At 58.1% G+C, this 22,320-nt stretch carries 18 protein-coding genes and 1 tRNA gene; 13 read left to right on the top strand and 6 right to left on the bottom strand.

Annotated elements, in window-relative coordinates:
• The first annotated feature begins 68 nt into the window (after nt 1-68).
• The 8 genes from VN622_01735 to VN622_01700 all read left to right on the top strand — a co-directional run bounded on the left by VN622_01735 (nt 69) and on the right by VN622_01700 (nt 12,669).
• The gene (locus VN622_01735; GenBank protein HWR34574.1) at nt 69-416 is read left to right on the top strand and encodes a hypothetical protein; all 348 of its coding nucleotides are present in this window, start codon (nt 69-71) and stop codon (nt 414-416) included.
• Between the two features lie 524 nt (nt 417-940).
• Complete coding sequence (locus VN622_01730) at nt 941-2,338, top strand: NAD-dependent succinate-semialdehyde dehydrogenase (protein ID HWR34573.1); 1,398 nt, start codon at nt 941-943, stop codon at nt 2,336-2,338.
• 61 nt (nt 2,339-2,399) lie between these two features.
• Nucleotides 2,400-4,934 carry a TonB-dependent receptor gene (locus tag VN622_01725; protein ID HWR34572.1) on the top strand — a complete coding sequence of 845 codons (2,535 nt, stop codon included), beginning with the start codon at nt 2,400-2,402 and terminating at the stop codon, nt 4,932-4,934.
• A gap of 122 nt (nt 4,935-5,056) precedes the next feature.
• The gene (gene pfkB, locus VN622_01720) at nt 5,057-5,986 is read left to right on the top strand and encodes a 1-phosphofructokinase (GenBank protein HWR34571.1); all 930 of its coding nucleotides are present in this window, start codon (nt 5,057-5,059) and stop codon (nt 5,984-5,986) included.
• Nucleotides 5,983-9,030, top strand: a complete 3,048-nt coding sequence (locus VN622_01715) for a glycoside hydrolase family 65 protein (protein ID HWR34570.1) — start codon at nt 5,983-5,985, stop codon at nt 9,028-9,030. The genes pfkB and VN622_01715 overlap by 4 nt, the downstream gene beginning before the upstream one ends.
• The gene (locus VN622_01710) at nt 9,027-9,854 is read left to right on the top strand and encodes a universal stress protein (GenBank protein ID HWR34569.1); all 828 of its coding nucleotides are present in this window, start codon (nt 9,027-9,029) and stop codon (nt 9,852-9,854) included. The genes VN622_01715 and VN622_01710 overlap by 4 nt, the downstream gene beginning before the upstream one ends.
• A 207-nt stretch (nt 9,855-10,061) precedes the next feature.
• Nucleotides 10,062-11,624 carry a radical SAM protein gene (locus VN622_01705; protein HWR34568.1) on the top strand — a complete coding sequence of 521 codons (1,563 nt, stop codon included), beginning with the start codon at nt 10,062-10,064 and terminating at the stop codon, nt 11,622-11,624.
• Nucleotides 11,625-11,847: 223 nt separating this feature from the next.
• Nucleotides 11,848-12,669, top strand: coding sequence for a transglutaminase-like domain-containing protein (locus tag VN622_01700; GenBank protein ID HWR34567.1), 822 nt, complete (start codon nt 11,848-11,850; stop codon nt 12,667-12,669).
• Between the two features lie 89 nt (nt 12,670-12,758).
• Here VN622_01700 and VN622_01695 read toward each other — a convergent pair whose 3' ends face one another.
• From VN622_01695 to VN622_01685, 3 genes are read right to left on the bottom strand one after another with little or no spacing between them, the layout of a single operon-like run.
• Nucleotides 12,759-13,502: a DUF3106 domain-containing protein gene (locus VN622_01695; protein HWR34566.1), complete on the bottom strand. Its 744-nt coding sequence runs from the start codon at nt 13,500-13,502 to the stop codon at nt 12,759-12,761.
• Nucleotides 13,503-13,557: 55 nt separating this feature from the next.
• The gene (locus VN622_01690; GenBank protein ID HWR34565.1) at nt 13,558-14,055 is read right to left on the bottom strand and encodes a hypothetical protein; all 498 of its coding nucleotides are present in this window, start codon (nt 14,053-14,055) and stop codon (nt 13,558-13,560) included.
• A gap of 9 nt (nt 14,056-14,064) precedes the next feature.
• On the bottom strand, nt 14,065-14,865 hold the full coding sequence (locus tag VN622_01685; GenBank protein ID HWR34564.1) for an RNA polymerase sigma factor: 801 nt from the start codon (nt 14,863-14,865) through the stop codon (nt 14,065-14,067).
• 193 nt (nt 14,866-15,058) lie between these two features.
• Here VN622_01685 and VN622_01680 point away from each other — a divergent pair.
• From VN622_01680 to VN622_01665, 4 genes are all read left to right on the top strand, one after another.
• Nucleotides 15,059-15,135 (top strand) — tRNA-Val (locus VN622_01680).
• A 144-nt stretch (nt 15,136-15,279) separates the two neighbouring features.
• On the top strand, nt 15,280-16,632 hold the full coding sequence (locus VN622_01675; GenBank protein HWR34563.1) for an alginate export family protein: 1,353 nt from the start codon (nt 15,280-15,282) through the stop codon (nt 16,630-16,632).
• A 587-nt stretch (nt 16,633-17,219) separates the two neighbouring features.
• A complete protein-coding gene (locus tag VN622_01670; protein HWR34562.1) occupies nt 17,220-18,128 on the top strand; it encodes a response regulator in 909 nt (302 codons plus the stop codon).
• A gap of 108 nt (nt 18,129-18,236) precedes the next feature.
• A complete protein-coding gene (locus VN622_01665; protein ID HWR34561.1) occupies nt 18,237-19,088 on the top strand; it encodes a halocarboxylic acid dehydrogenase DehI family protein in 852 nt (283 codons plus the stop codon).
• 233 nt (nt 19,089-19,321) lie between these two features.
• Here the strand turns inward: VN622_01665 and VN622_01660 are convergent, their stop codons facing one another.
• The 3 genes from VN622_01660 to VN622_01650 all read right to left on the bottom strand — a co-directional run bounded on the left by VN622_01660 (nt 19,322) and on the right by VN622_01650 (nt 20,765).
• The gene (locus VN622_01660) at nt 19,322-19,663 is read right to left on the bottom strand and encodes a histidine triad nucleotide-binding protein (protein HWR34560.1); all 342 of its coding nucleotides are present in this window, start codon (nt 19,661-19,663) and stop codon (nt 19,322-19,324) included.
• 89 nt (nt 19,664-19,752) lie between these two features.
• Nucleotides 19,753-20,541, bottom strand: coding sequence for a septal ring lytic transglycosylase RlpA family protein (locus tag VN622_01655; GenBank protein HWR34559.1), 789 nt, complete (start codon nt 20,539-20,541; stop codon nt 19,753-19,755).
• On the bottom strand, nt 20,538-20,765 hold the full coding sequence (locus VN622_01650) for a hypothetical protein (GenBank protein HWR34558.1): 228 nt from the start codon (nt 20,763-20,765) through the stop codon (nt 20,538-20,540). Before VN622_01650 ends, VN622_01655 begins: the two co-directional genes overlap by 4 nt.
• Nucleotides 20,766-21,205: 440 nt before the next feature.
• On the opposite strand from VN622_01650, the gene VN622_01645 reads away from it, so the two are divergent.
• Nucleotides 21,206-22,318 (top strand): FtsQ-type POTRA domain-containing protein, encoded by a 1,113-nt coding sequence (locus VN622_01645; GenBank protein HWR34557.1) that lies wholly within the window; start codon nt 21,206-21,208, stop codon nt 22,316-22,318.
• Nucleotides 22,319-22,320: the final 2 nt, after the last annotated feature.

Genomic DNA, 22,320 nt, shown 5'->3' with positions numbered 1-22,320 from the left:
GTTCCTTCTTTCTTCCGTTCTGGTACGACGAGCCGTTTGGGTACGACCAGTCCGATGCTGAAGCAGCGATGAATCCGCCTGCGCCTCCAGTCATTATTTTGCAGCAGGGAAATCAGCAATCGCGGGTACCAGAACCTCCGGCTATCACACCGAAGCTCATCGAAATTCCGGGCGTTGCGAATGCACCCGCCATGAAAGCTCAATCGTCTGCAATATTTATTTTGCTGAATGGAGAGCGGCTGGAAACTCCGCACTATATGCTGACTGCGGATAATCTGAGCGTTACTGTCGACCGCCAGCAACGCAACATTCCCATTTCCATGCTCGACATCAATGCAACGGTTTTGGCCAATCGCGAGCGCGGGATCGAACTGCGTATTCCCGCCAGCCGGAATGAAATCTGGTTAAGTTTTTGACTTGGGTTCGCGCTTCGTCCTGTCGCCTTCGGAGTAGGTGTACCCGGAATTACCGTTAGCTATCCTTCCGGTAAAGAAGGTCGCGAATCGCGTGCCTCCTGGCCTCGTTTGCTTCACTCTCGGCCCTGCGTTCATCTGCGTCCATGCGGCGCTTAGTCTCGGGGTCAATTGATTCAGGTGTGCTGCAATCTGGGCAGCGGTTGGCAAAACCAGGTTTATCTGGCTTCAACTCGAACTCTTCCGAGCAGATGATGCAGACTTTGATGGGAAAAGGCATACAGGACTCCATGGTAATGGAGGCGATCCATGATGGCTCACCTTCAATGCACATTTTGGTGCGCTAATGATCTTGAGAATTTGCGAAGACGTTCTGCTCTTGTGTTCCATTTCTGCGGAGATGAGCGATGGCTCAACCCCGTTTCGAATCGAGTTTGGCGCTGGACATCGCTGCTATGATCTTCAACATCGTAACTGCTAATCTTATCAACTCTAGAGGGCGCCGCTAACGCGGTTTGCATCGACGAATGCCAATCAGAACGCAGAATCCTGCAACCGGAGAAGTTCTCCGCAGCTTTGATTCACTTTCCGACTCCGACATAGACAAAAAACTCCAGCTTGCGAGTGAAACGTTCCGGGCATGGAGGAAGACTCCTTTCACGACGCGCGGCAAAATGATGCGTGAGGCTGCGAAAGTGCTCGAGCAGAACAAGCGAGAGTATGCACGCCTGATGACCATGGAGATGGGCAAACCGATCGGGGCTGCGGTGCAGGAGGTGGAGAAGTGCGCCCGCGGATGCGACTTCTATGCCGAAAATGCCGAGCGATTGTTGGCAGATGATCAGGAAGGGTCGGAGCCTACGCGGAGTTTCGTAACCTATCAGCCACTCGGAGCTGTGCTGGCAATCATGCCCTGGAATTTCCCAATGTGGCAGGTGTTCCGCTTCGCCGCTCCGGGATTGATGGCTGGAAACGTTGGACTGCTAAAGCACGCGTCAAATGTTCCGCAATGCGCGTTGGCGATCGAGGACGTTTTCAAGCAGGCAGGATTCCCGGAGGGAACATTCCAGACGCTGCTCATCGGCTCCGACAAGGTGAACCGCATTATTGAAGACGAGCGCATTGCCGCGGTGACACTGACGGGCAGCGTTGATGCAGGAAGGAGCGTGGCCGCGACCGCCGGGAAGGTCATCAAGAAGTCTGTGCTTGAGCTCGGCGGCAGCGATCCGTTCATCGTGATGCCGAGCGCGAATTTGGACCGCACCGTGAACACAGCGGTACAGGCGAGGACAATTAACAACGGGCAATCTTGCATTGCGGCGAAGCGCTTCATCGTACACGAGAAGATCGCGCAGGAGTTCGAACAGAAATTTGCGGAGCGAATGAAGGAACTCCAGGTTGGCGACCCCATGGATGAGAAGACGGACGTTGGTCCTCTGGCCACAGAGGATGTGCTAGGCGATCTCGAAAGGCAGGTGCAAGAGACAGTGAAGGCTGGTGCGCGCGTGTTATGCGGCGGCAAGCGCCTGGATGGTCCTGGATTTTTTTACGCACCTACTGCGTTGGCCGACATTCCGAAAGGCACACCTGCGCACGATGATGAGCTGTTTGGTCCGGTGGCATCGCTGTTCCGTGCTCGTGACATGGCGAACGCCATAGAGATTGCGAATGACACGAAGTTTGGCCTGGGCTCAAGTCTGTGGTCGAACGATGAACACGAGCGCAGCATCTTCATCGAACGAATTGAAGCGGGCATGGCGTTCATCAACGGTATGGTTGCATCCGATCCGCGCATTCCGTTTGGAGGAGTGAAACAGTCTGGCTACGGACGCGAGTTGAGCGTCAACGGGATCCGCGAGTTTGTGAACGTTAAGACCGTGTGCATCTACGAACTCGAGAGCGCGAGCGGCAGCAGCACCGAGTAAACGGCATGGAGCGGCTGGACGGGGAATTGTCCCGCCTTACTGATTGTACGAAGTCGCGCTCGTGATTTGCCAGACGATTTCGAAGGGTCGCCGTCCATCAGCAGCATGTCTGCCCGAGCGCCGCCCAACAAACGTCGATGCACCACAGTCGCGTTACGGAGTTGCTTTCCGCCGCATCATAAAACGAGTGTCCCTGAGAGTTCTGGTTTTCATTACGCTCGTGTACTCCGTCTCTGTAACCCAGACATCGCTGCTGGTCACAGTCGTAGATGAAAACGGCGTCGCAGTGCCGGGGGCCAGCATCGAAATGCGCGGCATGGTGAGCTTGCGTTGTACGACAGATCCTGCCGGGAACTGCCGTTTCGCCGCACCCGCTGGTTCCTATGAGGTTTTAGTCACGAAAGTCGGGCACTACCAGGCCGTGTTACGCGACGTTCGACCATCTGACACTGGCCAGCTCCGAGTAACACTCGCTCACACGCAGGAGATCAAAGAGTCGGTGCAGGTGACTGCCTCGCCGCCTGCGGTTGACGCACAGCAGGTTGCCGCTGCGCGGTCCCTCGACAGCACACAAATTGTTAACATCCCGTTCCCTGTAACCCGTGACATCCGTCAGGCGCTCCCCTTCATTCCAGGAGTGATGCGGGATCGGTTGGGGCAGATTCATCTGGCCGGCGCAGAAACGTATCAAACGCTTACGGTTCTCGACGGGTTCGTCATTTCCGATCCAGCGACAGGAGAGCTGAACACGCGATTTTCTACCGATGCTGTTCGAGCAATCGATGTCCAGGACAGTAGATATTCGGCTCAGTTTGGTCCCGCATCCGGGGGTGTGACGGCGTTTACAAGCATCTCCGGCGATGACCGCTTTCGGTTTTCCGCAACAAACTTCGTCCCTTCTCTGAAGCTTAAGCAGGGGGTCCATCTCGATAAGGTAACTCCCCGGGTTACTTTCTCCGGTCCGATCGCGAAGGGGCGTGCGTGGTTCCTGCTTGCGCCCGATGCCGAATACGACAACAACATCGTCTCAGAGCTTCCGCCTGGCCAGAACAGCAACACGATGTGGCGGATTTCGAACTTGGCGAAGGTTCAAGTCAACCTGACACCAAGAAACATTTTCACTACGAGCTTTCTAGTCAACGGAACGAGAACGGCTTTCGGTGGCATTTCCCCCCTTACGCCGATTGAAACAACGTTGAAAGAGGCTCATTCTTCCTACCTTGCCACGGCCCGTGATCAGATTTACCTCGCGGGCGGCACAATGATCGAGGTAGCGCTCGCGGTGAGCCGTTACCATGATCGCGCGCTTCCGCTCGGATCTTTGCCTTTCGTAATCAGTCCGGGAATTGCGCACGGCAATTTCTATCGTTCGCAGTGGACAAGTTCCGGACGTCTCGAGCCCCAGTTGAATGTATATCTGCCGCGGTTCCACCTGGGCGGCACCCACGAGTTCCGGTTCGGCGCCGTTGCTCGAAAGACCGACGAGACCATGGCCGTGTCGCGCACGCCAATCTCGATACTGCGCGAAGATCAAACGCTGTACAGCCGAATACTTTTCAACAGCATTCCGCGTTCGCGACAGTCCGAGGCCGTTTATGGTGGTTTCATTGAGGATCGCTGGGCGCCTCTATCGCGATTGCTGATTGAAGTGGGGGTGCGCGCCGACCACGACACAGCGTTAGGCGAGGCTGCATTCTCTCCTCGCATTGCCGCAACGTACATGCTGGGCCCCGTAACCAAGTTGAGCGCTGGCATAGGCTGGTTTCACGATTACCCGACATTGAACTTGTTGGGTGGTCCAGCGCAGGGTTCGCGAACGCAGTATATCTACGACGCAACGGGAACTGTCGTGATCGGTGCGCCGGTAACCACAACGTTTGTTGCGCCAGCTGCTGGATTGCGGCCGCCGGGATCGCGGAACTGGAGCTTCGGACTTGAACACCAACTCACGCGGAACTTGATCGTTACTGCTGATTACATCGACCGCCACACCTCGCACGATTTCGCAACTGACCTGCTGCGAGCCGGCACGATTGCAAGCGAACTTCGGCTTGGCAACAATCGGACAACCCAATACCGTGCGTTGCAAGTTAGCGCGCGTGCCACCTTCAGCGAAGGTCACGAGCTCCTCGCAGCATATACGCGTTCCACCGCGCACGCTTCCGCCGTACTGGACTACTCGATCGACAATCCCGTATTCAGCCCGCAGTCCGCAGGACCGCTATCGTGGGATGCCCCGAATAAGATCATTTCCTGGGGATTCCTCCCCGTACCGCACCTCAAGAAGTGGGCCTTCGGTTACTCGGGGGAGTGGCACACCGGGTTCCCGTTCAGCGTTTTCAACCAATCCCAGCAACTCGTTGGCGCAGCTAACTCTCGCCGGTTTCCCGATTTCCTGATGATCAACACGTTTCTCGAGCGTCGCTTTACGTTGAAGGGTTACAACCTTGCGCTGCGTGGGGGTTTCGAGGACATCACCGGCAGCAAGAACCCGCTCGTCGTGCAGAACAATGTCGATGCCGCAAACTTTCTTCAGTACAGCGTCACCGCGCGCCGTGCATTCACCGCACGGATCCGATTCCTGGGCAGGAAATGACCACCAGAAGGCCAGCTAGTTGCGCCGATATCAGCACAGGCAAGCATCAGCCTGCTGCGCATTAAGCGTAGTAATCACCGGAGTGTGCCTGGCCATACTGCCGAGCAGGAAAGAAGGTTTGCATGATCATCACGTTGACTCCTAATCCCGCCGTTGACCAGACCGCCTGGGTGGAGCGACTCCAGCCTGGAAGCGTTCACCGGGTCATCGATACGCAGATCGATCCGGCAGGCAAGGGCATCAACGTTTCGCGGATGGTGCACCGACTGGGATGGCCGACCATTGCCTTTGGCTTGCTTGCAGGAGAGACGGGCAACATTATTGAGAAGGCGTTGGAAGTTGAGGAGGTCCAGTACCACTTCGTTCGGGTTCCGGGCCAGACGCGCGTGAACATGACTGTTGTGGATCGCGCCGGCCAAGCGACGAGTTTCTTCGGCCCTGGTCCCGAGGTCGCTCCGAGTTCGCTCGCATCACTTGACGCCCTTTTGCGCTTCTGGCTTCAGGCAGGAAGGGTGCTCGTTCTCGCCGGAAGCCTTCCTCCTGGCATTCCTACGGATACCTTTGCGAGCTACGTGCATATGGCTCGGGAGTGCGGGGTGAAAGTCATTCTCGATGCCGACGGCGATGCTCTTCGGCATGGAGTCACCGCGCGGCCGGACCTCATTAAGCCCAATATTGCTGAGGCAGAGAGGCTCGTCGGAAAGAAGCTTACCGGCACTGCAGCGATTATTCGTGCGGCGAGAGAACTCGCCGCTGATGGCATCGGCATCGTAGTTGTATCAATGGGCTCCCAAGGCGCGATCTGTGTAAAGGGGAAGCATGTCTGGCGTGTGGTTCCGCCCAAGGTGGAGCGACGGAGCACCGTCGGCTCGGGAGACGCAATGGTGGCGGGCCTGGCCGTAGCACTCGCACGTGGGGACGGCATCGAGCATGGCTTGCGCCTGGGCACGTCCGCCGGGGCAGCTACGGCCATGACATTGGGTACGGCGCTAGGGACGGCCGAGGCCGTTTGTAGACTGCTCCCCCAAGTTCAAGTTGAGGCGCTCGAGTGAAACCCTCGCTGGTAGCAGACCGCCGTTTTCGAATCATCGCTTTCGATTGGGACGGCACTGCCGTCGCGAGCAGAGCAGAGGATGCCACTCCCGTACGTGGACCGCTGGAGCGTCTGCTTCGGTGCGGTGTGCTAGCCGTTGTTATTAGCGGCACGAACCTGCGCAACATCGATTGTCAGCTCTCGCGTGCCATCAGGGGAAGACACAAGCGGAATCTCTATCTTGCGACGAACCGGGGTTCCGAGGTCTACGGCTTCGACGAGAGGTTTGAGCCGACGTTGCTCTGGCAGCGAACAGCCAGTCCAGAAGAGGAGCGAAAACTTACACGGGTTGCCGACGCCGTGCGCGATCATGTCGTTTCTCGAACCGGACTTGATGTGCGGGTCATCTATGACCGGCTGAACCGCCGCAAGGTGGATCTCATTCCGCTGGAGGAATGGAAGGAGCCGCCCAAGTCCGCGCTCGGCGATTTGTTCCTGGCTGTCGAGACGCGGCTCGTGGAGGCAGGAATCACGGGCGGAATACAAGAGATCATCGAGTTTGCCCAATGCGTCGCACGGGAGAAGGGACTGCTGGATGCGCGGATCACGAGCGATGTGAAACACGTGGAGATTGGCCTAACCGACAAGGCCGACTCCGTGGCGTGGGTCATCAGCGATCTCGCGGTCCCCCGTGGTGTCCGGCCAGAGGAGATACTGATCTGCGGTGACGAATTTGGTCCCATCGCCGGATTTCCGGGTAGCGATTCCCGGATGCTCATCGCAGGCGCGGGCGTAACCTTCATTTCCGTTGGGCCGGAACCGGGCGGTGTCCCAGGTGGAGTCGTGCACATGCCTGGGGGGCCGCCAATGTTCGCCACACTGCTCGCAGCCCAGGCCGCGCTCTACCCCTTGGAATTGCCCTCGTTGCCGGAACAAAGGCCTGAGTGGTTTATGGTCGAGGAAGGGTTTGTTCCTGCGCGTGAGCACGAAATTGAGTCTCTGTTCGCAAGCAGCAACGGCTTCGTCGGGTCTAGAGGCTCTTTGGCCGAGGGAAGTGTTATCTCAGCGCCTGCAACGTTTGTCGCCGGCGTGTTCGATTCAGAACCGGGCGCAGCAGTGCCGGGGTTGGCGCGCGCTCCCAACTGGGGTCAACTCTCTATCTCCGTGGACGGCAACACGCTTCGGCTCGATTCGGGCGAGCAACTCGAACATCGGCGGATACTCGACCTGCGCCATGGCATTCTCTGGCGGCATTGGCGTCATCGGGACTCAGCCGGTCGAATAACTTCCGTTAGGGGCATGCGCCTGGCCAGCCTGGCCGATCGTCATCTTCTCCTGCAGTCTGTCACGATCACGCCAGAGAACTACAGCGGCTCGGTGAGCTTCGCGTCGCCAGCGTTCTCACGCTCGCTGCTAATGCGAACGGGGCAGGGAGTTTCGATTGGGCTTTTCGCCCGAAGCCATATCGAGGATTCAAAGGGCAGGCGGACACCTCAGCCTCAAAGGAAATGCGACGGGGAACCCGAACCATGGACCGTCGAGGTGGATCTCGGGGAGACCTGCCGCCTTGACCGGCTTGTGGGCGTGCACACGTCTCAGGACTCCAATCAACCTCTCGAAGCAGCTCGCGAGACAGTACAGCATGCGTACGAAAACAGCATCGAACTTGCCGTCGAGGATCACACCGCCGCATGGGAGAAGCGTTGGGACGCCTCGGATATCGTGATTGAAGGCGATGCCGATGCACAAAGGGCGATTCGGTTCGCCATCTATCACCTCATCAGCGCGGCAAATCCTGAAAACGAACACGTTTCCATCGGCGCCCGCGCCCTTACCGGGCCTGCGTACAAAGGCCATGTCTTCTGGGACACTGAGATTTTCGTCCTGCCTCTGTTCCTTCTGACGTACCCCGAAGCGGCTCGTGCGCTTCTCATGTACCGCTACAACACGCTTCCGGCGGCTCGTGCCCGAGCGGCGCGGCTCGGCTATCACGGAGCGCTGTATGCATGGGAGTCGGCCGAAACGGGTGATGACGTGACGCCGAGCTGCGTGATCATGCCGAATGGCAAAGTCATTCCCGTGTTGGCCGCGGAGCAGGAGCACCACATCAGCGCCGACGTGGCTTATGGCGTCTGGAGTTATTGGCAGGCCACCGCCGACGAGCAATTTCTCATCGAGGCAGGCGCTGAGATTCTCTTCGAAACGGCCCGATTCTGGGCGATACGCGCTCAGCCCGAAGAAGACGGCCGGTATCACATCCGGCGGGTGATTGGCCCGGACGAGTACCACGAATCGGTTGACGATAATGCCTACACGAATGGCATGGCGAAGTGGAACCTGGAGACAGCCGCCGAGGCATTTTCTTTACTGGATCAGCGTTGGCCTGATCAGTGTCGTGAGTTGTCTAGACGTCTTCGCATAGGCTCCGATGAAAGGGAGGGTTGGCTTCGTGTAGCGCAGAATATGTACTTGGGTTTTGACACGCGCACCGGCCTTTTCGAACAGTTCCAGGGCTATTTCGGACTCGAGGAGATCGACATCAAATCGTACGAGCCGAGGACGACAGCCATGGACGTTCTTCTCGGTCGCGAACGCATCCAGCACTCCCAGGTCATAAAGCAGGCAGATGTGCTGATGCTCCTTTACCTGCTCTGGGACCGGTTCCCCGTCGAAGTCCACCAGGCCAACTTCCGCTATTACCTCCCAAGAAGCGGGCATGGTAGCTCGCTAAGTCCACCGGTCCATGCGGCCATTGCTGCGCGACTCGGATACACCGAACTTGCGGAGTGCTTTTTCAAGCAGACCGCCGAGATCGATCTTGCTAATAACATGGGCAATGCAGCAGGCGGAGTGCATGCAGCCGCTCTCGGCGGATTGTGGCAGGCGGTTGTTTTCGGGTTCGCCGGTCTCAATCTGACCCCGGAAGGGCCGCGAGCCAACCCTCAATTGCCGGCCTCGTGGCGAGAAGTTCGGTTCGCAGTTCAGTGGCGCGGAGAGCGCGTGGCATTCGAACTACGCCAGCAAGCGCAAGGCGTGGCACCGGCTCAGGAGGCGCATCCATGAACATGCCCGTCGTTGGAGTTCCGCTGGACGGCTCCGAGCAATCGTTGAGCGCGTTGCCAGTGGCGAATGTTCTAGCGGAATTGGAGAGCGCGATAGTTCACCTCGTGCACATTGCCCGCGAGGTTGCGTGTCCAGCCGAGGTGCTCGAGCCCTTGGGTCTGAACACAGAAGAGCTCCGTGGGTCGGTCCTTAACACGAACACAGGCGAGCCTGCGGCTGGAACCATTCAGGCGGCACGCGAGTCGCAATACGCATTCATCGTCATGTGCACTCATACAGCCTTAGCAGTGTCCGGCAGGATACTGGGCGGCACTGCGCTCGGCATCCTGAAGGCCACCACGTGTCCGGTCGTGCTGGTGAATCCCGAGCGCGGTGCAGAACCTTGGTCGCTCCGCCGAATCCTCGTTCCGCACGATGGCACGTCGAGGACGAGCGTCGCGATCCGTCCGGCTGCTAACTTGGCTCGCTATGCCAATGCGGAGCTGAATCTATTGCACATCGCCGCCCCTGCTGCGCGTCCGCCTGATGAACGCGGTTCACTGGCGTTTCGTTACATGGACCAGCCGCAGTACGAATGGCCCGCTTGGGCCGGGGAGTTCGTCGATCGACTTCATTGCGTGTGCCCGCTCGAATCCCTGAACGTGCATATGGCCTTCGCCCGTGGATCGCCGGATGAAGAGGTGCTGCGCTTCGCGGACGAGAATGCAAGTGACCTGATTGTCCTGGCTTGGAGGGGTGAGTGGGAACGGGAGCATGCAACCACCCTCAAAGCGATTATTCGCAGGGCCCCTTGCCCGGTGATGATCGTCCGCGCCGCGGAATGAGCCTCCCAGCGGTACCCTCGACGATTGCTGCCGTCGCGCAGCAAACCTCGCGAAAAGACTATGATGGTGACTAAATCCTAGGCATCGAAGCTATTGCAAACATCCGGCACAATCTGAAGGGCTTCGATATTGTCGGGGCAATGCCGAATGTGGTCATCCCGTTACTGGTTCACACGAGGCAGCACGTAACTCGCGCGCCGCACGGAGGTGCTCTGTTTGAAGATTCACCTGGTCAATCCTAGTCACGTTTCGTTTGGGACGGCTGTAATCACCCCGCGATGGCTCTACGTTTTGGCGGGTGCCACTCCGAAGAGTTTTGGTGATCCTGTGCTGGTCGATGAAACTCTGGAGCCGTTAGACGCCTCCACCATCGCGCCAGGCGACATCGTTGGTATTGGGATCCATACGGGAAACGCGCTCAGGGGATACGAGATTGGAAAGATCGCGCGTGAACGCGGCGCGAAGGTTGTGTACGGGGGCATTCACGCAACCCTGTATCCGGAAGAAGCTTGTTCGCTGGGTGGAGCGCACGCGGTGGTGAAAGGCGATGGAGACGTGGTGTGGTCGCGCGTACTCGCCGATTGCCAGAATAGTCTTTTGCAGAATGTGTACGAAGGCGGGCGAATCGACGCCGGCGATTTCGCGCCTGCAAGATGGGAGTTGATCAATCGCAAACGATACATGTGGGCCTCTGTGCAGACGGTACGCGGGTGTCCGAAACATTGCTCCTTCTGTTCCGTGTGGCGGACAGACGGGCAGAACCCGCGCCAGCGCGGGACGGACGCCGTGGTTCAGGAGATTGTAGAGTTGCGGCGCATGGGCTTTCGGTTCATCGCGCTTGCCGATGATAATTTCTATCCCGTGACGCTGACCGATCTGAGGCTCGCCGAGAACCAAAAGAACATGGCGCATCTGCATGAGTTGCGGAGCATCCGCGCCGAACGTTTCGAGTTGATGGCCAGGTTGGCTAAGCTTCCGTCCGATTCCGTCTTCTTCACGCAGATCACGATGGAGGCTGCCGAAGATACGGAGTTCCTCGAAGCGATGAAAGCTGCTCACATTCGTGGGGCGCTTGTAGGAGTGGAAGCCGTCACGCCGGAAGGATTGAAGGACGTGTACAAAGGTTTCAACGCCGTGGGTGAAGAACTGGTGACGCAATTGAAGAAGTTCCGCGAGCACGGCGTGTACATCCTGGGCTCGTTTATTTTCGGCTTGCCGAGTGACCGGCCGTCCACGTTTGACGCAACAGCGGCGATTGCGAACCGCGCGGACCTTGCCTTCGCTCAGTTCGTGATGCTCACGCCCTTCCCGGGAACGATTGACTTCATGCATTGGGAAAAAACGGAACAGGCGACAGAGACAAAGATTGCGGGCATTCCGCTCTCGCGGCGCTGGTTAATCCCGCAAGAACTCCGGCCCAAGCTTTCATGGCCGCATCCCGTGATGTCACACCAGGAGATTGCGTCGCGGACGCAGCGCGTGTGGGACACGTTCTACAGCACGGGCGCCATCTGGCAGCGTTCTACGTTTATCAAGTCGATCCGTGCGCGCCTTGCCTTCATGCTAATTTCCAAGATCTATCGCCAGATGTACGCCGACAGTGGCATCGCGTCTGATAGCGCCCGGGTGAAGTCCTCGGCCCGCTGGGCACGATGGCTTTCGAAACCTTGCCAGCGGCTATTTGCGGGCAAGCCAATGCCGGACCTGCGGATCCCGCAAGCGGAACCGAGTGGTCTGGTGAGAAGCCCGCTTGGAGTACCGGCAGATTGAGCAGAAACTCATCTGTGTGTCTTACTACATTCGTAGTGAGGCAGGCGGCCCGCATTCGACGCCGACGGTGCCTCACGTTCGCGAAGTTAACGTGGAAGGAATCGCTGGTTGAGGAGTTTGGTGGTGGTTTGACGTCTCGCGCCTGCCGTCTGCCGTTTGAAAGTTCTGGTAGCATTTGGAGGTGCGGAACCGTTCAGAACCGGTCGTGCGTGAGGCAGTAGAGTTGTTTACAACTATGCTTGCGCCCGGCGTTGAAGACGAGAGCATAGACCTGTTAAGCGCTGCTCTTGTGATCGCGCGAACGGTGTACCCGGCGATCGATATTGCTAAGTACGCTGGGTGCGTCGAGTCACTGGCTGTGCGGGCGCGCGGGATCATGCAGGACTCGACCGAGTCGGCGCGCATCATCGACGCGGTCAATCGTGTGTTGTTCCAGGAAGAGGGATTTCGTGGCAATCGAACCGACTACTACGACCCGCGAAACTCATATCTGAACGAAGTCATCGACCGAAAGCTTGGAATCCCGATCACGTTGTCGGTCCTTTACATGGAAGTTGCGCGACGGGTTGGCTTGCCGCTGTTCGGCGTTGGTATGCCCGGGCATTTCCTGCTCAAGTTCTATGACGTGGATGGGCATCACCTGTTGATCGACGCCTTTGAAGGCGGGCAGGTCATTCATGAGGGCGACTGCCAGGCTCGGCTAGACGAAATCTACGCAGGGCAGGCGCCGCTGGAGCCTGAGTATTTACACAGCGTGGGCAAGCGCCAGATACTCACGCGCATGCTGAACAACCTCAAGAACATTTACCTGACCTCGCGAAATTTTCGCAAGGCACTTACCGTAGTGGACCTCATCCTCGCAATCTATCCGCGATCGCCGGAGGACGTGAAGCAGCGCGCCCTGTTGCGTTATAACCTCGGGCAATTGAAGGGATCAGCGAATGACTTCGAAGATTATCTGAAAATGTCGCCAGATGCTTCCGACGTAGACGATGTCAGACAGTTGGCACTTTCCATTCGGCGCACGATGGCCAGCTTCAACTAGGAAGCAGCTCTGTTTGATCGTGTTTGGCCGTCGAGCAAGTACCCAACGAGATGTTCCGGCTGGTGCGCGTCCTAAAGTATGTCGCGGCGCTACAGTCCTGGGCCGGGCTCCAGGTCTTCGCTGGACCCACCCGGCTCCAGTTCGGTTAGACCTTTCAGCAACTCGCGTTCCTGATCGGAGAAGCTACCCCGGTTCGAGTCCAGTGCCTTCTGCCGCTCGTCGGGATTCATATCACGCAAACGCCTCAGTTCGCGCAGGACCGTCCCACGACGCTCGGGATCGATACGCCGGAATTTTGAGAACAGTTCACGAGCGCGCCGCTGTTGGTCGGGGGATAACTGCTCGAACGTTTCCATGCGGTTCAGCACGCGCTTCCTTTGATCTGGCGGGAGCTGGTTGAAGTCGTTCAGTTTCTGGCGAAGGCGCTGCTGACGATTGGCGGGCAGTTGCTTGAACGCAGGATCCTGCTCAAGTTGCTTCTGCTGCTCAGCCGGAGGGATTGCCATGTATCTCCGCAGCCAGTCGCCGACATGTGGGCCGTGACCGCGAAAGCGTCCAGATTTGCGCTGGTCGAAGCCGGATGCATCGCGGTCGGGCTTGCGGCCGTCGCGACTGGGCGCTTCGGCGCGGGGATTTCGGTCGTCACGATCAGGCCGGCGCCGGTCGGGCAGTCGGTTTTGCGTGCTGTCCTGCCCCGCATTGTCTCCAAAGCTGGGGCGAGGCCTTCCGCCTGGCGGTGGCGCGTCGCAACAAGGCCGTCCGTGCTGTGCCAAGGCGGGACCCGCCAGCACGGCAATCATGACGACCACAATAATGTGTTTAGAAGTGTTCACTTCACGCCCAATAGTTAAACTTGCTTCCGCTTAGCCCGTCCATCAACAAGGTATGTTAATTCAACTGCGTTGAGTTCACGTCTTGAGTATCCAGAACGTCAAGTGCGTCGAAGTCGGATAGTAACTCCGAGTTTTTCTCCAAAAATTGCAGGTCTCCGACGGCTGTGCCTTTCTGCGCCACAGTCGTGTGCTCCACCGGGCCTTGTAAGCTCTGCATTGCCGCGCCATCATTTAGGTTGTGCCCGCCCTGGAACAGCCCGATACCGACAGCAACCAGAACTGTGGCGGCTACGCCCAGCGCTGGTTTGCGCAACCATTCGAGCCAGCTATGCGGTCGCGCTTGTTCCTCTCTCAGGCGAGCCCGCAAGCGTACGTCGAAATACGGCGACGGCTCAGGCGTCTGCCACTCGTCCATCAATGCCATCGTCTGTCGCAACCCGGCCAACACCTCGGCGCACTCAGCGCATGAGCGCACGTGCGTTTCAACTTCCGGCGAGGCTGGAGTGCCACTTGCCACATCGACGAGTTCTTCGCGAATACGATTGCAGTTCATACCTACCTCTTAAACAAATTCCTTCAGCTTGTCGCGCAGAGTTTCATATGCGCGGAACAGCAGCGACTTTGTCGCCGACTCACTCAGATGAAGCGCTTGTGCGATCTGGCGATAATCCATTTCCTGGTACTTGTGCATGAGCACGGCAGCGCGCTGTCGTTCAGGGAGCGCGTTTACATGGTTTCGGATGGCTTCCAATCGTTCACGCCGTAACAACCGCTGCTCAATGTTTGGCGTCGCATCTGCTACATCGATCGCAGGCCCTGAAGCTTCGTCTGACTCGTCAATACTGACCGTGACCTCGGGCCTTTGATTCCGAGTATCGCGGGCATGGTTCACAGCGAGGTTGGTTGCGATGCGATACATCCACGTCGTGAACTTCGCATCGGCGGCATAGCTTACCCGAGAACGATAGATGCGCAGGAAAACCTCTTGTGCAAGCTCTTCCGCCGTGGCGCTGTTGTGCGTCATGCGATACATAAAGCTGATCAGGGGACGGCGAAACTTCTCGATCAGAAAATTGAAGGCGGCGTCATCGCCCGCCTTCACGCGCAACATAATCTCGGCATCCGTGAGGCCGTCAAGCGCGGCGGGATCGGTACGTCTCACGCGTACGCCTTCGCCCGCTGAGGTGCGCGGTACACTTGCGCCGCGGCTGCCCTGCGGGAGCATGCCGTCGATGGCAACGCTGCCCATGACAGATGTAACCCTTTGCGTTTCGGAAAGTTGCGCAAATCTATCCCTGCCGGATTCGTTCTCCGGGTTTGCACCGTACTGTTTCGTGTTGTTGGCGTCCGACTCGGGCTTCACTGGAGGCTTGTCGCTTAGAAAGGGAGATTATTGCATCATAGTGGCCGCTGCCGCCAGCGAGTGTGTCTGGTCATTTAGCGTCCGTGGAGTTCTGGTACAATTGTCTCGCGCAGAACGACCGCTGGTCGAGCCTGCCGGTGCGCCCTCCGGGCCAGAAGTTCGCTTCAAGGCTTGCGGAATGGGCGTTTATTATGGCCCCCTAGCTCAGTTGGTTAGAGCGCTCCCTTCACACGGGAGAGGTCACAAGTTCGAGTCTTGTGGGGGCCACCATCTCTCTTTCCCAAATCGGCCACCAGCGTTTTTCAGATCACGCTTAAGCTCTCTTCATCCGCCGAGACACTGTTACGTGTTGCCGCTCAGGATGTACTCTCGTCGATTTACTGCCCAGGCTGACTCCATCGAAAGACATCATCAATGAAAATTAGATTCGCGTTCGTTGCGACCTTAACCCTTTTTTGCTCGCTCACTGCATTGGCCGGAGAAGAGCGTGCAGTGACGCAAGGCTCGGCAGCTCAAAGCAAAAAGCTCATCGAGTATGGCTTCGAGGGGCGTTTTCGCAGCGAAGCCTGGAACAACGTTGATTTCAACTCAACGTTGCCTGACAGCCGCAATCAGTTTCGTTTCCGCACCAAGTTCTGGACGAATGTGCCACTCGGACAGCATGTCGACGTTTTCATGCAGCTAGGCAATGAGTTCAAAAAGCAGGCTACGCCGGAGCTGAAGTTCGATCCGGATGAGGTTTTTGTTGACTCGTTCTACGTGAATGTAAAGGACCTGTTCACGCGAGGCCTGAATCTGCGCGTTGGCAGGCAAAACTTTTTTCGCGGCGAAGGCATGGTGCTGATGGACGGTAGTCCGCTGGAGGGCTCCCGCGGTTTTTACTACAACGCCATCAATCTTTCGTACTCGTGGCGGAAGTCGAATCTGGAGCTGATCGGAATCTACAACCCGCGTCGTGACCGCTTCCTGCCGCGCGTCAACAACAAAGACAAATACCTCAACGAGTGGGACGAGCAGGCAATCGGCCTTTACTACAGCGACAAGAACCATTCTCGCAGCGAGTGGGAATCGTACTATTTCTACAAAAAAGAATTGCATGACTATCGCGCGAAAACGAACCCGCAGTTCCAGTCTGATCGATACCTGCACACCACGGGCGGACGCCTGGTGCAGACATTCGGCAAGGGATTCACGGCGACTGGCGAGGCCGCATTGCAGCTTGGGCGTCAGCATCCAGGCGTAGATGTGCGAGGCTGGTCAGCCTACGGGTACGTCAAAAAGAGCTTTGTCGCGCGCGGGACCCCGTATGTGCTCGCCGGTAACTGGGCAATGTCCGGCGACGATCCACGAACTGATGCAGTCGAGGGCTGGGATCCTTTGTTCTCACGCTGGCCGAGGTGGAGCGACCTCTACATCTATAGCCAGGTTCGCGAGAAGGGCGTGAGCTACTGGACTAATACCGCCCTGATGCAGGCCGAGGCTGGCTTTACCCCGCACAAGAAAGTTGCACTGCGTGCGACCTATTACCATATGCGCGCGTTCCATCCATTTCCGGGAGAGGCTTCGGTTTTTTCAAAGGGCAAACATCGCGGAGACTTATTGCAGGCGCGTGTAGATTTCAAACTCAACGATGCCGTGCGCGGCCATCTGCAATATGAATCGCTGCTGCCGGGCAACTTTTACAGCGGACAGACATCCGGGCACTTTGTGCGCAGTGAACTCGTTTATCAGTTCAAGGGCTTGCTGCACCCGTGGAAGTCGCGGTGATTTGCTGTAAGCCGATGGCAAAAAAGCCGCAAGAAGTCTCACGAAGTGCTCGCGATATTTTCGATGCGCTTTATATTTCATGCGTTACATGGTTGTAGCTGCACTGGCTCCTGGGTCATAATGCTTCAAGTGGGGGAACGCAAACGCGGTTCCGTCAGAACGTGCTGTGCGCATGTTCCTCCGCCAGGTCAGCAAACACTCAACTGCACATCGTGATTGTTCGTTATTTTTAGTTTCAGCAAAGCAGTGTGTTTCGTTTGGGATCCGGTTCCGTAGTTTGCAGTCTGCGTGGGCGCACTCGAGAGAGGAGTGCTTACTTGCGCAAGAAGCCGAGTGACAGTTACTATCGTCTGTCCTCATGACCGCGCCTTCCGGTGCGGGCCGTAAGCGAACACCCCACTGACGCTTGCAAAGGCCCCCGGAAGGATACGAAGAATTAAGAACCGAATCACGAAAACGCGGACTGATGTTCTCTCCGCGACGTGCATCGCACCGGCAGCCGTTTCTCCCAAGGCATAGCACCGGCCGGAGCGGGATTCAACAACCGGGAACTCGCAAGTAAACGAAAAAGAGAAGACACAGAATCTATGAATAATGGACCGAACCATCCCTCCGGAGGCTCCGGCGGGAGAGGCCGCAGGCGCCGTCGTGGACGCCGCGGACAGGGCACGCAAGCAGGTCAGCAGCCGGGCGCACGCCCGCAATCGGGCAGCCCGCCACGCGGCAGCCAATCGCAACCTGGCAGCCAATCGCAGCCCAGCCAGTCCAGCGGCCAATCGCAATCGCGCGGGCAATCGCAATCGCGCGGCCCACGTCACCCTGGCCAGCAGCACGGTGGACGCCCGCAGTCGGGCCGCCCTGGGGGGCCGCATCCGCGAAAGACTGGTGCGCAGCCGCCGCGTCCTCCGCGCGCGCCGCGTCCCGGCAAGCACAAGACGCCCGATTCCGATATCTACACGGCTCCCATGGACCACAGCTACAGGTCGCTTCAGAACGGCAACAACGGGAGTGCGACCAACCAACGCTCCGGAAGGCAGCGCGCTGGGTTCGGGCCGAAGCAGTTCGTCCCTGCCGATCCTGAGCCGTTGCCGATGCGCAACGATCTTGCTCCACGGATATTTGCCTTTGTCGATGATCTTTTTTTCCTTGCGAAAATTCAGGAGACGGCGCGCAAGCTGAACGTGAAAGTTGAGTTTGTGAAAGCCGACAAGGAGGTTTTGGAGCGGCTGGAGAAGTCGGAAGAGAAGCCTGCGCTCATCATCTTCGACCTGAACAATGCCGGAGCCAAGCCGCTCGTAACGATCCCGAAACTTCGAACGAAATTGAAGAAGGCCACGAACATCATCGGCTTCGTTTCGCACGTTCAGGGCGAGCTGAAAATGAAGGCGCAAGAGGCGGGTTGCGATATGGTTTTGCCGCGCTCGGCTTTCTCGCAGAACCTCGGACAACTGCTCCGTCGCTACGGTGCGCCGGAAGAAGTCGATCAGGCAGAGTAGTTTCTCGAGAGGTTTTCTGGCGAGGGCGGCAACTGCCAGGCCGCCCAATGCCGTCCAACGGGTGAGCCCCCCAGAGTACGAGCCATTCCTGGAGGACTCAGGCGACCTATGCCTCTCACCCGCGCTTACGAAGAACACGAAGTCAGCCCGGACTTGCGGCACATCTACTCCGATGTGCGAGCTGCCTTTGACCTGCCCTACGTTCCAACCATCTTCAAGCTCTCAGCCGGAAACCCTGAATACATGAAGGCGATGTGGCGCGACCTGGAACACGTTGCCGGTTCGCGCGAATTCCAGTCAGCGTCCGCAGCGCTGGATGAGTTCATCCGGTCGCAAGTGATCACCGGCGGGTGGCGCTTCGGAGACCAGGAGCGCACGCTGGCGGGTCAGAAGATTCCGACCGGGGATATTGGCGTGCTGGCCGCAGTGGTGGGAGTCTTCGCGCGCGCCATGCCGCGCATGGTGCTGTTCTCGCGACTCATGCAGCGCGGCTACTCTGGCGGGCAAAGAGGGCGCGTCAGCACGGCAAAGCAGTCTCCGGCACTCTCCCGATTAGTGACGCTGCACATCCCAAATGAAAGCGAAGCGGGGATGCGCGTCTGGCTGCTCTTCTCCGACGTCCGGCGCGCTACGGGTACGAAGCATATTCCAAGCGCCTTCCGCGCGCTGATTCCTTTTCCCGGATACCTGGCGCAGGTCTGGATGGACACCAAAAAGGTCTTCGCCGAGCCGAGCTTCCTGCGCGCGCGCGATGAAGTGATGCGACGCTCGATGGGATTGATTACCGGCATGCCCGTAAGGGATCACCGCAACCTGGTGCGCAACGTTTCGCCCGAGCAGTGGAGAGAGATAGAGGAATTGGTGGACGGCTTCGCGCGGCTGCTGCCACAGTTCGCAATGCTCATCGGAGTCTGGCAACGTTCCTTTGCGATCTACAGCGGACGCTATCGCGCGGCGTAAACTTCAAATCAGGTCGTCATGTTGAGCGGAGCGCCCGTCTTGTCGCGGCGCGTAGTCGAAACATTTTGTGTTTCCGCCGCAAACGAAACACAAGCTGTCTCCCCTTCGCGCTCCGGTCGACATGACGCTCTACTTTGTTAGCAATCTCAACCGGCCTGAAGGCTGCTCCACCTACATGGTTCTAAGCACCTGACAGGCCTTCTTCAAGCGCGCACTTCTACCCGGGGATCGTGCTATCCCGGAGGCCACTTCATATCGCGCCCGCCGATGAGGTGCAGATGGAGGTGGAATACGGACTGTCCAGCCTTTGGCCCGACGTTAAGAACCGTGCGGTAGCCATCCTCGATTCCGCGCTCGCGTCCGAGTTTCGCGGCCATCAGGTGACAGTATCCGATGATTTCGGCATCCTCCGGCTTGGCCTTGTTCAGTCCCTCAATGTGCTGCTTCGGAATGATGAGCACGTGAGTGGGAGCTTGCGGATGGATGTCTTCGAAGGCAAAGACGCGCTCGTCCTCGTAAACCTTCTTCGAAGGAATCTTGCCGGCAATGATGTTGCAGAAAAGGCAGTCGGACATATGATCGTTCCTGTTCTTTCAGCCGCAAAGCATACAACAAAGCGCTCGAATTTATCGGCACGTGTATGTTGCCAGAGCGCCCGCAATCGTTAATCGAGCCTGACGAGAAACACGCCGCCTTCATCCACGTTGATGATTTGCGACACTTCCTGTGCGCGCTTCTTATCGTCTTCAAAAACGCGCACACGAACCCAGAAGCCCGTTGGGCCGGCAAACTGCAGCACCTTGGCCGTCTTGTAGCGGCGCATGAGCTTGTCTTTCAAATCCAGCGCGTCCCGCTGTTTCGCGAAGGCGCCAACCTGTACGCACCAGCGTCCGCCGCGTTCAATCGCAGAGGGCGCTTCGAGCACGTCGAGGCGTACCTTCGCCACGCCCGGACGCCATACGTCCACCGCCTTGGCCGCAGCCAGCGAGAGATCAACAATGCGCTCGCCTATAAACGGTCCGCGATCCGTGATGCGCACGACGGTCGAATGTTCGGTCGCGAGATTTGTGACGCGAACGATGGAATTGAGCGGCAAGGTTTTGTGGGCAGCCGTCATGGCGTTCGTGTTGAAGATTTCGCCATTTGCGCCGCGACGGTTGTGGTACGGAGGGCCATACCAACTGGCCAGCCCGGTTTCGGTCCAGATGACCTTGGCCCCCGGCTCGATCGCAACCTCATTACCTTCAGAATCGCGTGGCACGGGAGCGCGGTCGCGGGCCGATGTGCCTTGACCACTGGAAACGTCAGGTGGCGGAGGAATCCTGGTTTTCGAGCGCTTCTTGCCGCCGCAGCCGGTCAACAGCATCGCCGCCAGCAGAAGAAGGACTGGAACGGTCCAGACTCGCAGGCCACAGGAATTCGGGAAGAAATTGCCGCGTCGGAGTTCGCTCACTCGGATTTCGGGGAGTTCTGTTCCATGTAGTCGGCGAACTGCTGCATCTTTTCGGCTGCCGTACGCAACGCCCGGCTCGAATGTGTACGCACCGCCGGCACTACCTCGTCGTTGAGGTATTTTATGAACTGTTCTGCCTCGCGCTCCACGCGCTCGGCTGCCTCGTCCAGTTTGCGGCCAGCGTTCTCGAAGCGTACGCGGCTGCTGTTGGTTTCTTCGCTCACGATTCACCACTCAAAAGTTGCGGATTCCTTGCGCACGCGCGGGGGCGCGTCCGCAGGTTGTCTTGCCAGGGCATTGATGATTATGTCGCGCACCAGGTGAGGGGGTCAATGTCACTGGACCGCCGGATACAACAGCGACTCGTTTGTCGTGATAGGGACAGCTTCGGCGTGCACGAGCATCGCGCCTTAAGTCGGCGTTTCCACCCATATATTTTGATCCGCGTTGGACCCGCAACTCGGCGCTCTTATCGCTTGGGAATCCGCTTTGCGTGATTTCTAGCGTAAACAATGCGGTTCGCGCAAAAACCCTCTGCGCAATAGCGCGAAAAGACGTTATAGTGAGCCGGGGACTTCGGACCGTGCCCATACAGCACGGTCCCGGAAATTCAAGGCAATAAGCCCGTTTTTGCGCGGGCACCTCTGGCGGCTCACTCTTTTTCATGGCTCGTAATCAAGGTCCATTCACATCTGACGACGACACGCCAACCACTTCAGGCGGCGGCGGATTCCTGCGCCCCGAAGCTGGTTCGCGTTCGCGTGCGCGTGTGAGCGAGGATGACGACCTGCCGATCGACGTGATGGATCTGGAACCGGAGCAGCAATCACCGTTTCTGCGGGGCCAGAAGCGCGTGCCGGTGCGTCGTGGGCCATTGCCCAAAAAGACTGCGAATCGTCTTCGCGTCGTCATCGTTGCGCTGGTGAGCCTTGGAGTGCTGGGTGCGAGCTGCGCAGTCGTCTATCGCTACGGGACGCGCTCCTGGCGCTTTCGCATTGATTCCAGCGACCTGATAGAGACGGACGGCAACCACCACGTATCGCGCTCACAAATTATGCAGGTGATGGGCGGCGATATTGGCCGCAATGTTTACTTCGTGCCCCTTTCGGAGCGCAAGAAGCAGTTGGAAGAAATCCCCTGGGTCGAGTCGGCGTCCGTGATGCGGTTTCTGCCAAACCGCTTGCGCGTGTCGGTAAAGGAGCGCACGCCGGTAGCTTTCGCGCAGATTGGTTCACGAATCGATCTGATCGATGCTTATGGCGTTGTCATGGACATGGAGACTGACGGTACATATTCGTTTCCGGTTGTTGTCGGCATGAACGAGGCTGAGCCGCTCTCGACTCGCGCGGCCCGAATGAAGATTTATGGCCAATTGGTTCACGAACTGGATTCCGGCGGAGCGCGCTATTCGCAGGATTTGAGCGAAGTCGATATGAGCGATCCGGAAGACGTGAAGGTCACGGTATCGGATCCGGTTGGTACCGTGTTGGTGCACCTGGGGTCGTCGAACTTTCTAGATCGTTACAAGGTTTACGTTGCGCACGTGCAGGAGTGGCGGCAGCAATATCAAAGACTCGATTCCGTGGACCTGCGTTACGAGCGCCAGGTCATTCTGAATCCAGATCCAGTGCCCTCGCGTGAGGCGCAGCCTGGCACGCCGCCGGCGACCGTCAAGCGAGAGAGCGCGGCTGTGAAATCTATGAAACCCGCAAAGCCACAGGGCAGCGCGAATGCAGTGGCGAAACAACCGCATCGCAAGAGGGTGAAAAAGCATTAGTC

Source organism: Clostridia bacterium, from assembly GCA_035561135.1.
Taxonomy (GTDB): Bacteria; Acidobacteriota; Terriglobia; order Terriglobales; family Acidobacteriaceae; genus DATMYA01.
Note: the sequence above shows the minus strand (reverse complement) of the source record. Positions and strands in the feature narration are given on the sequence as shown.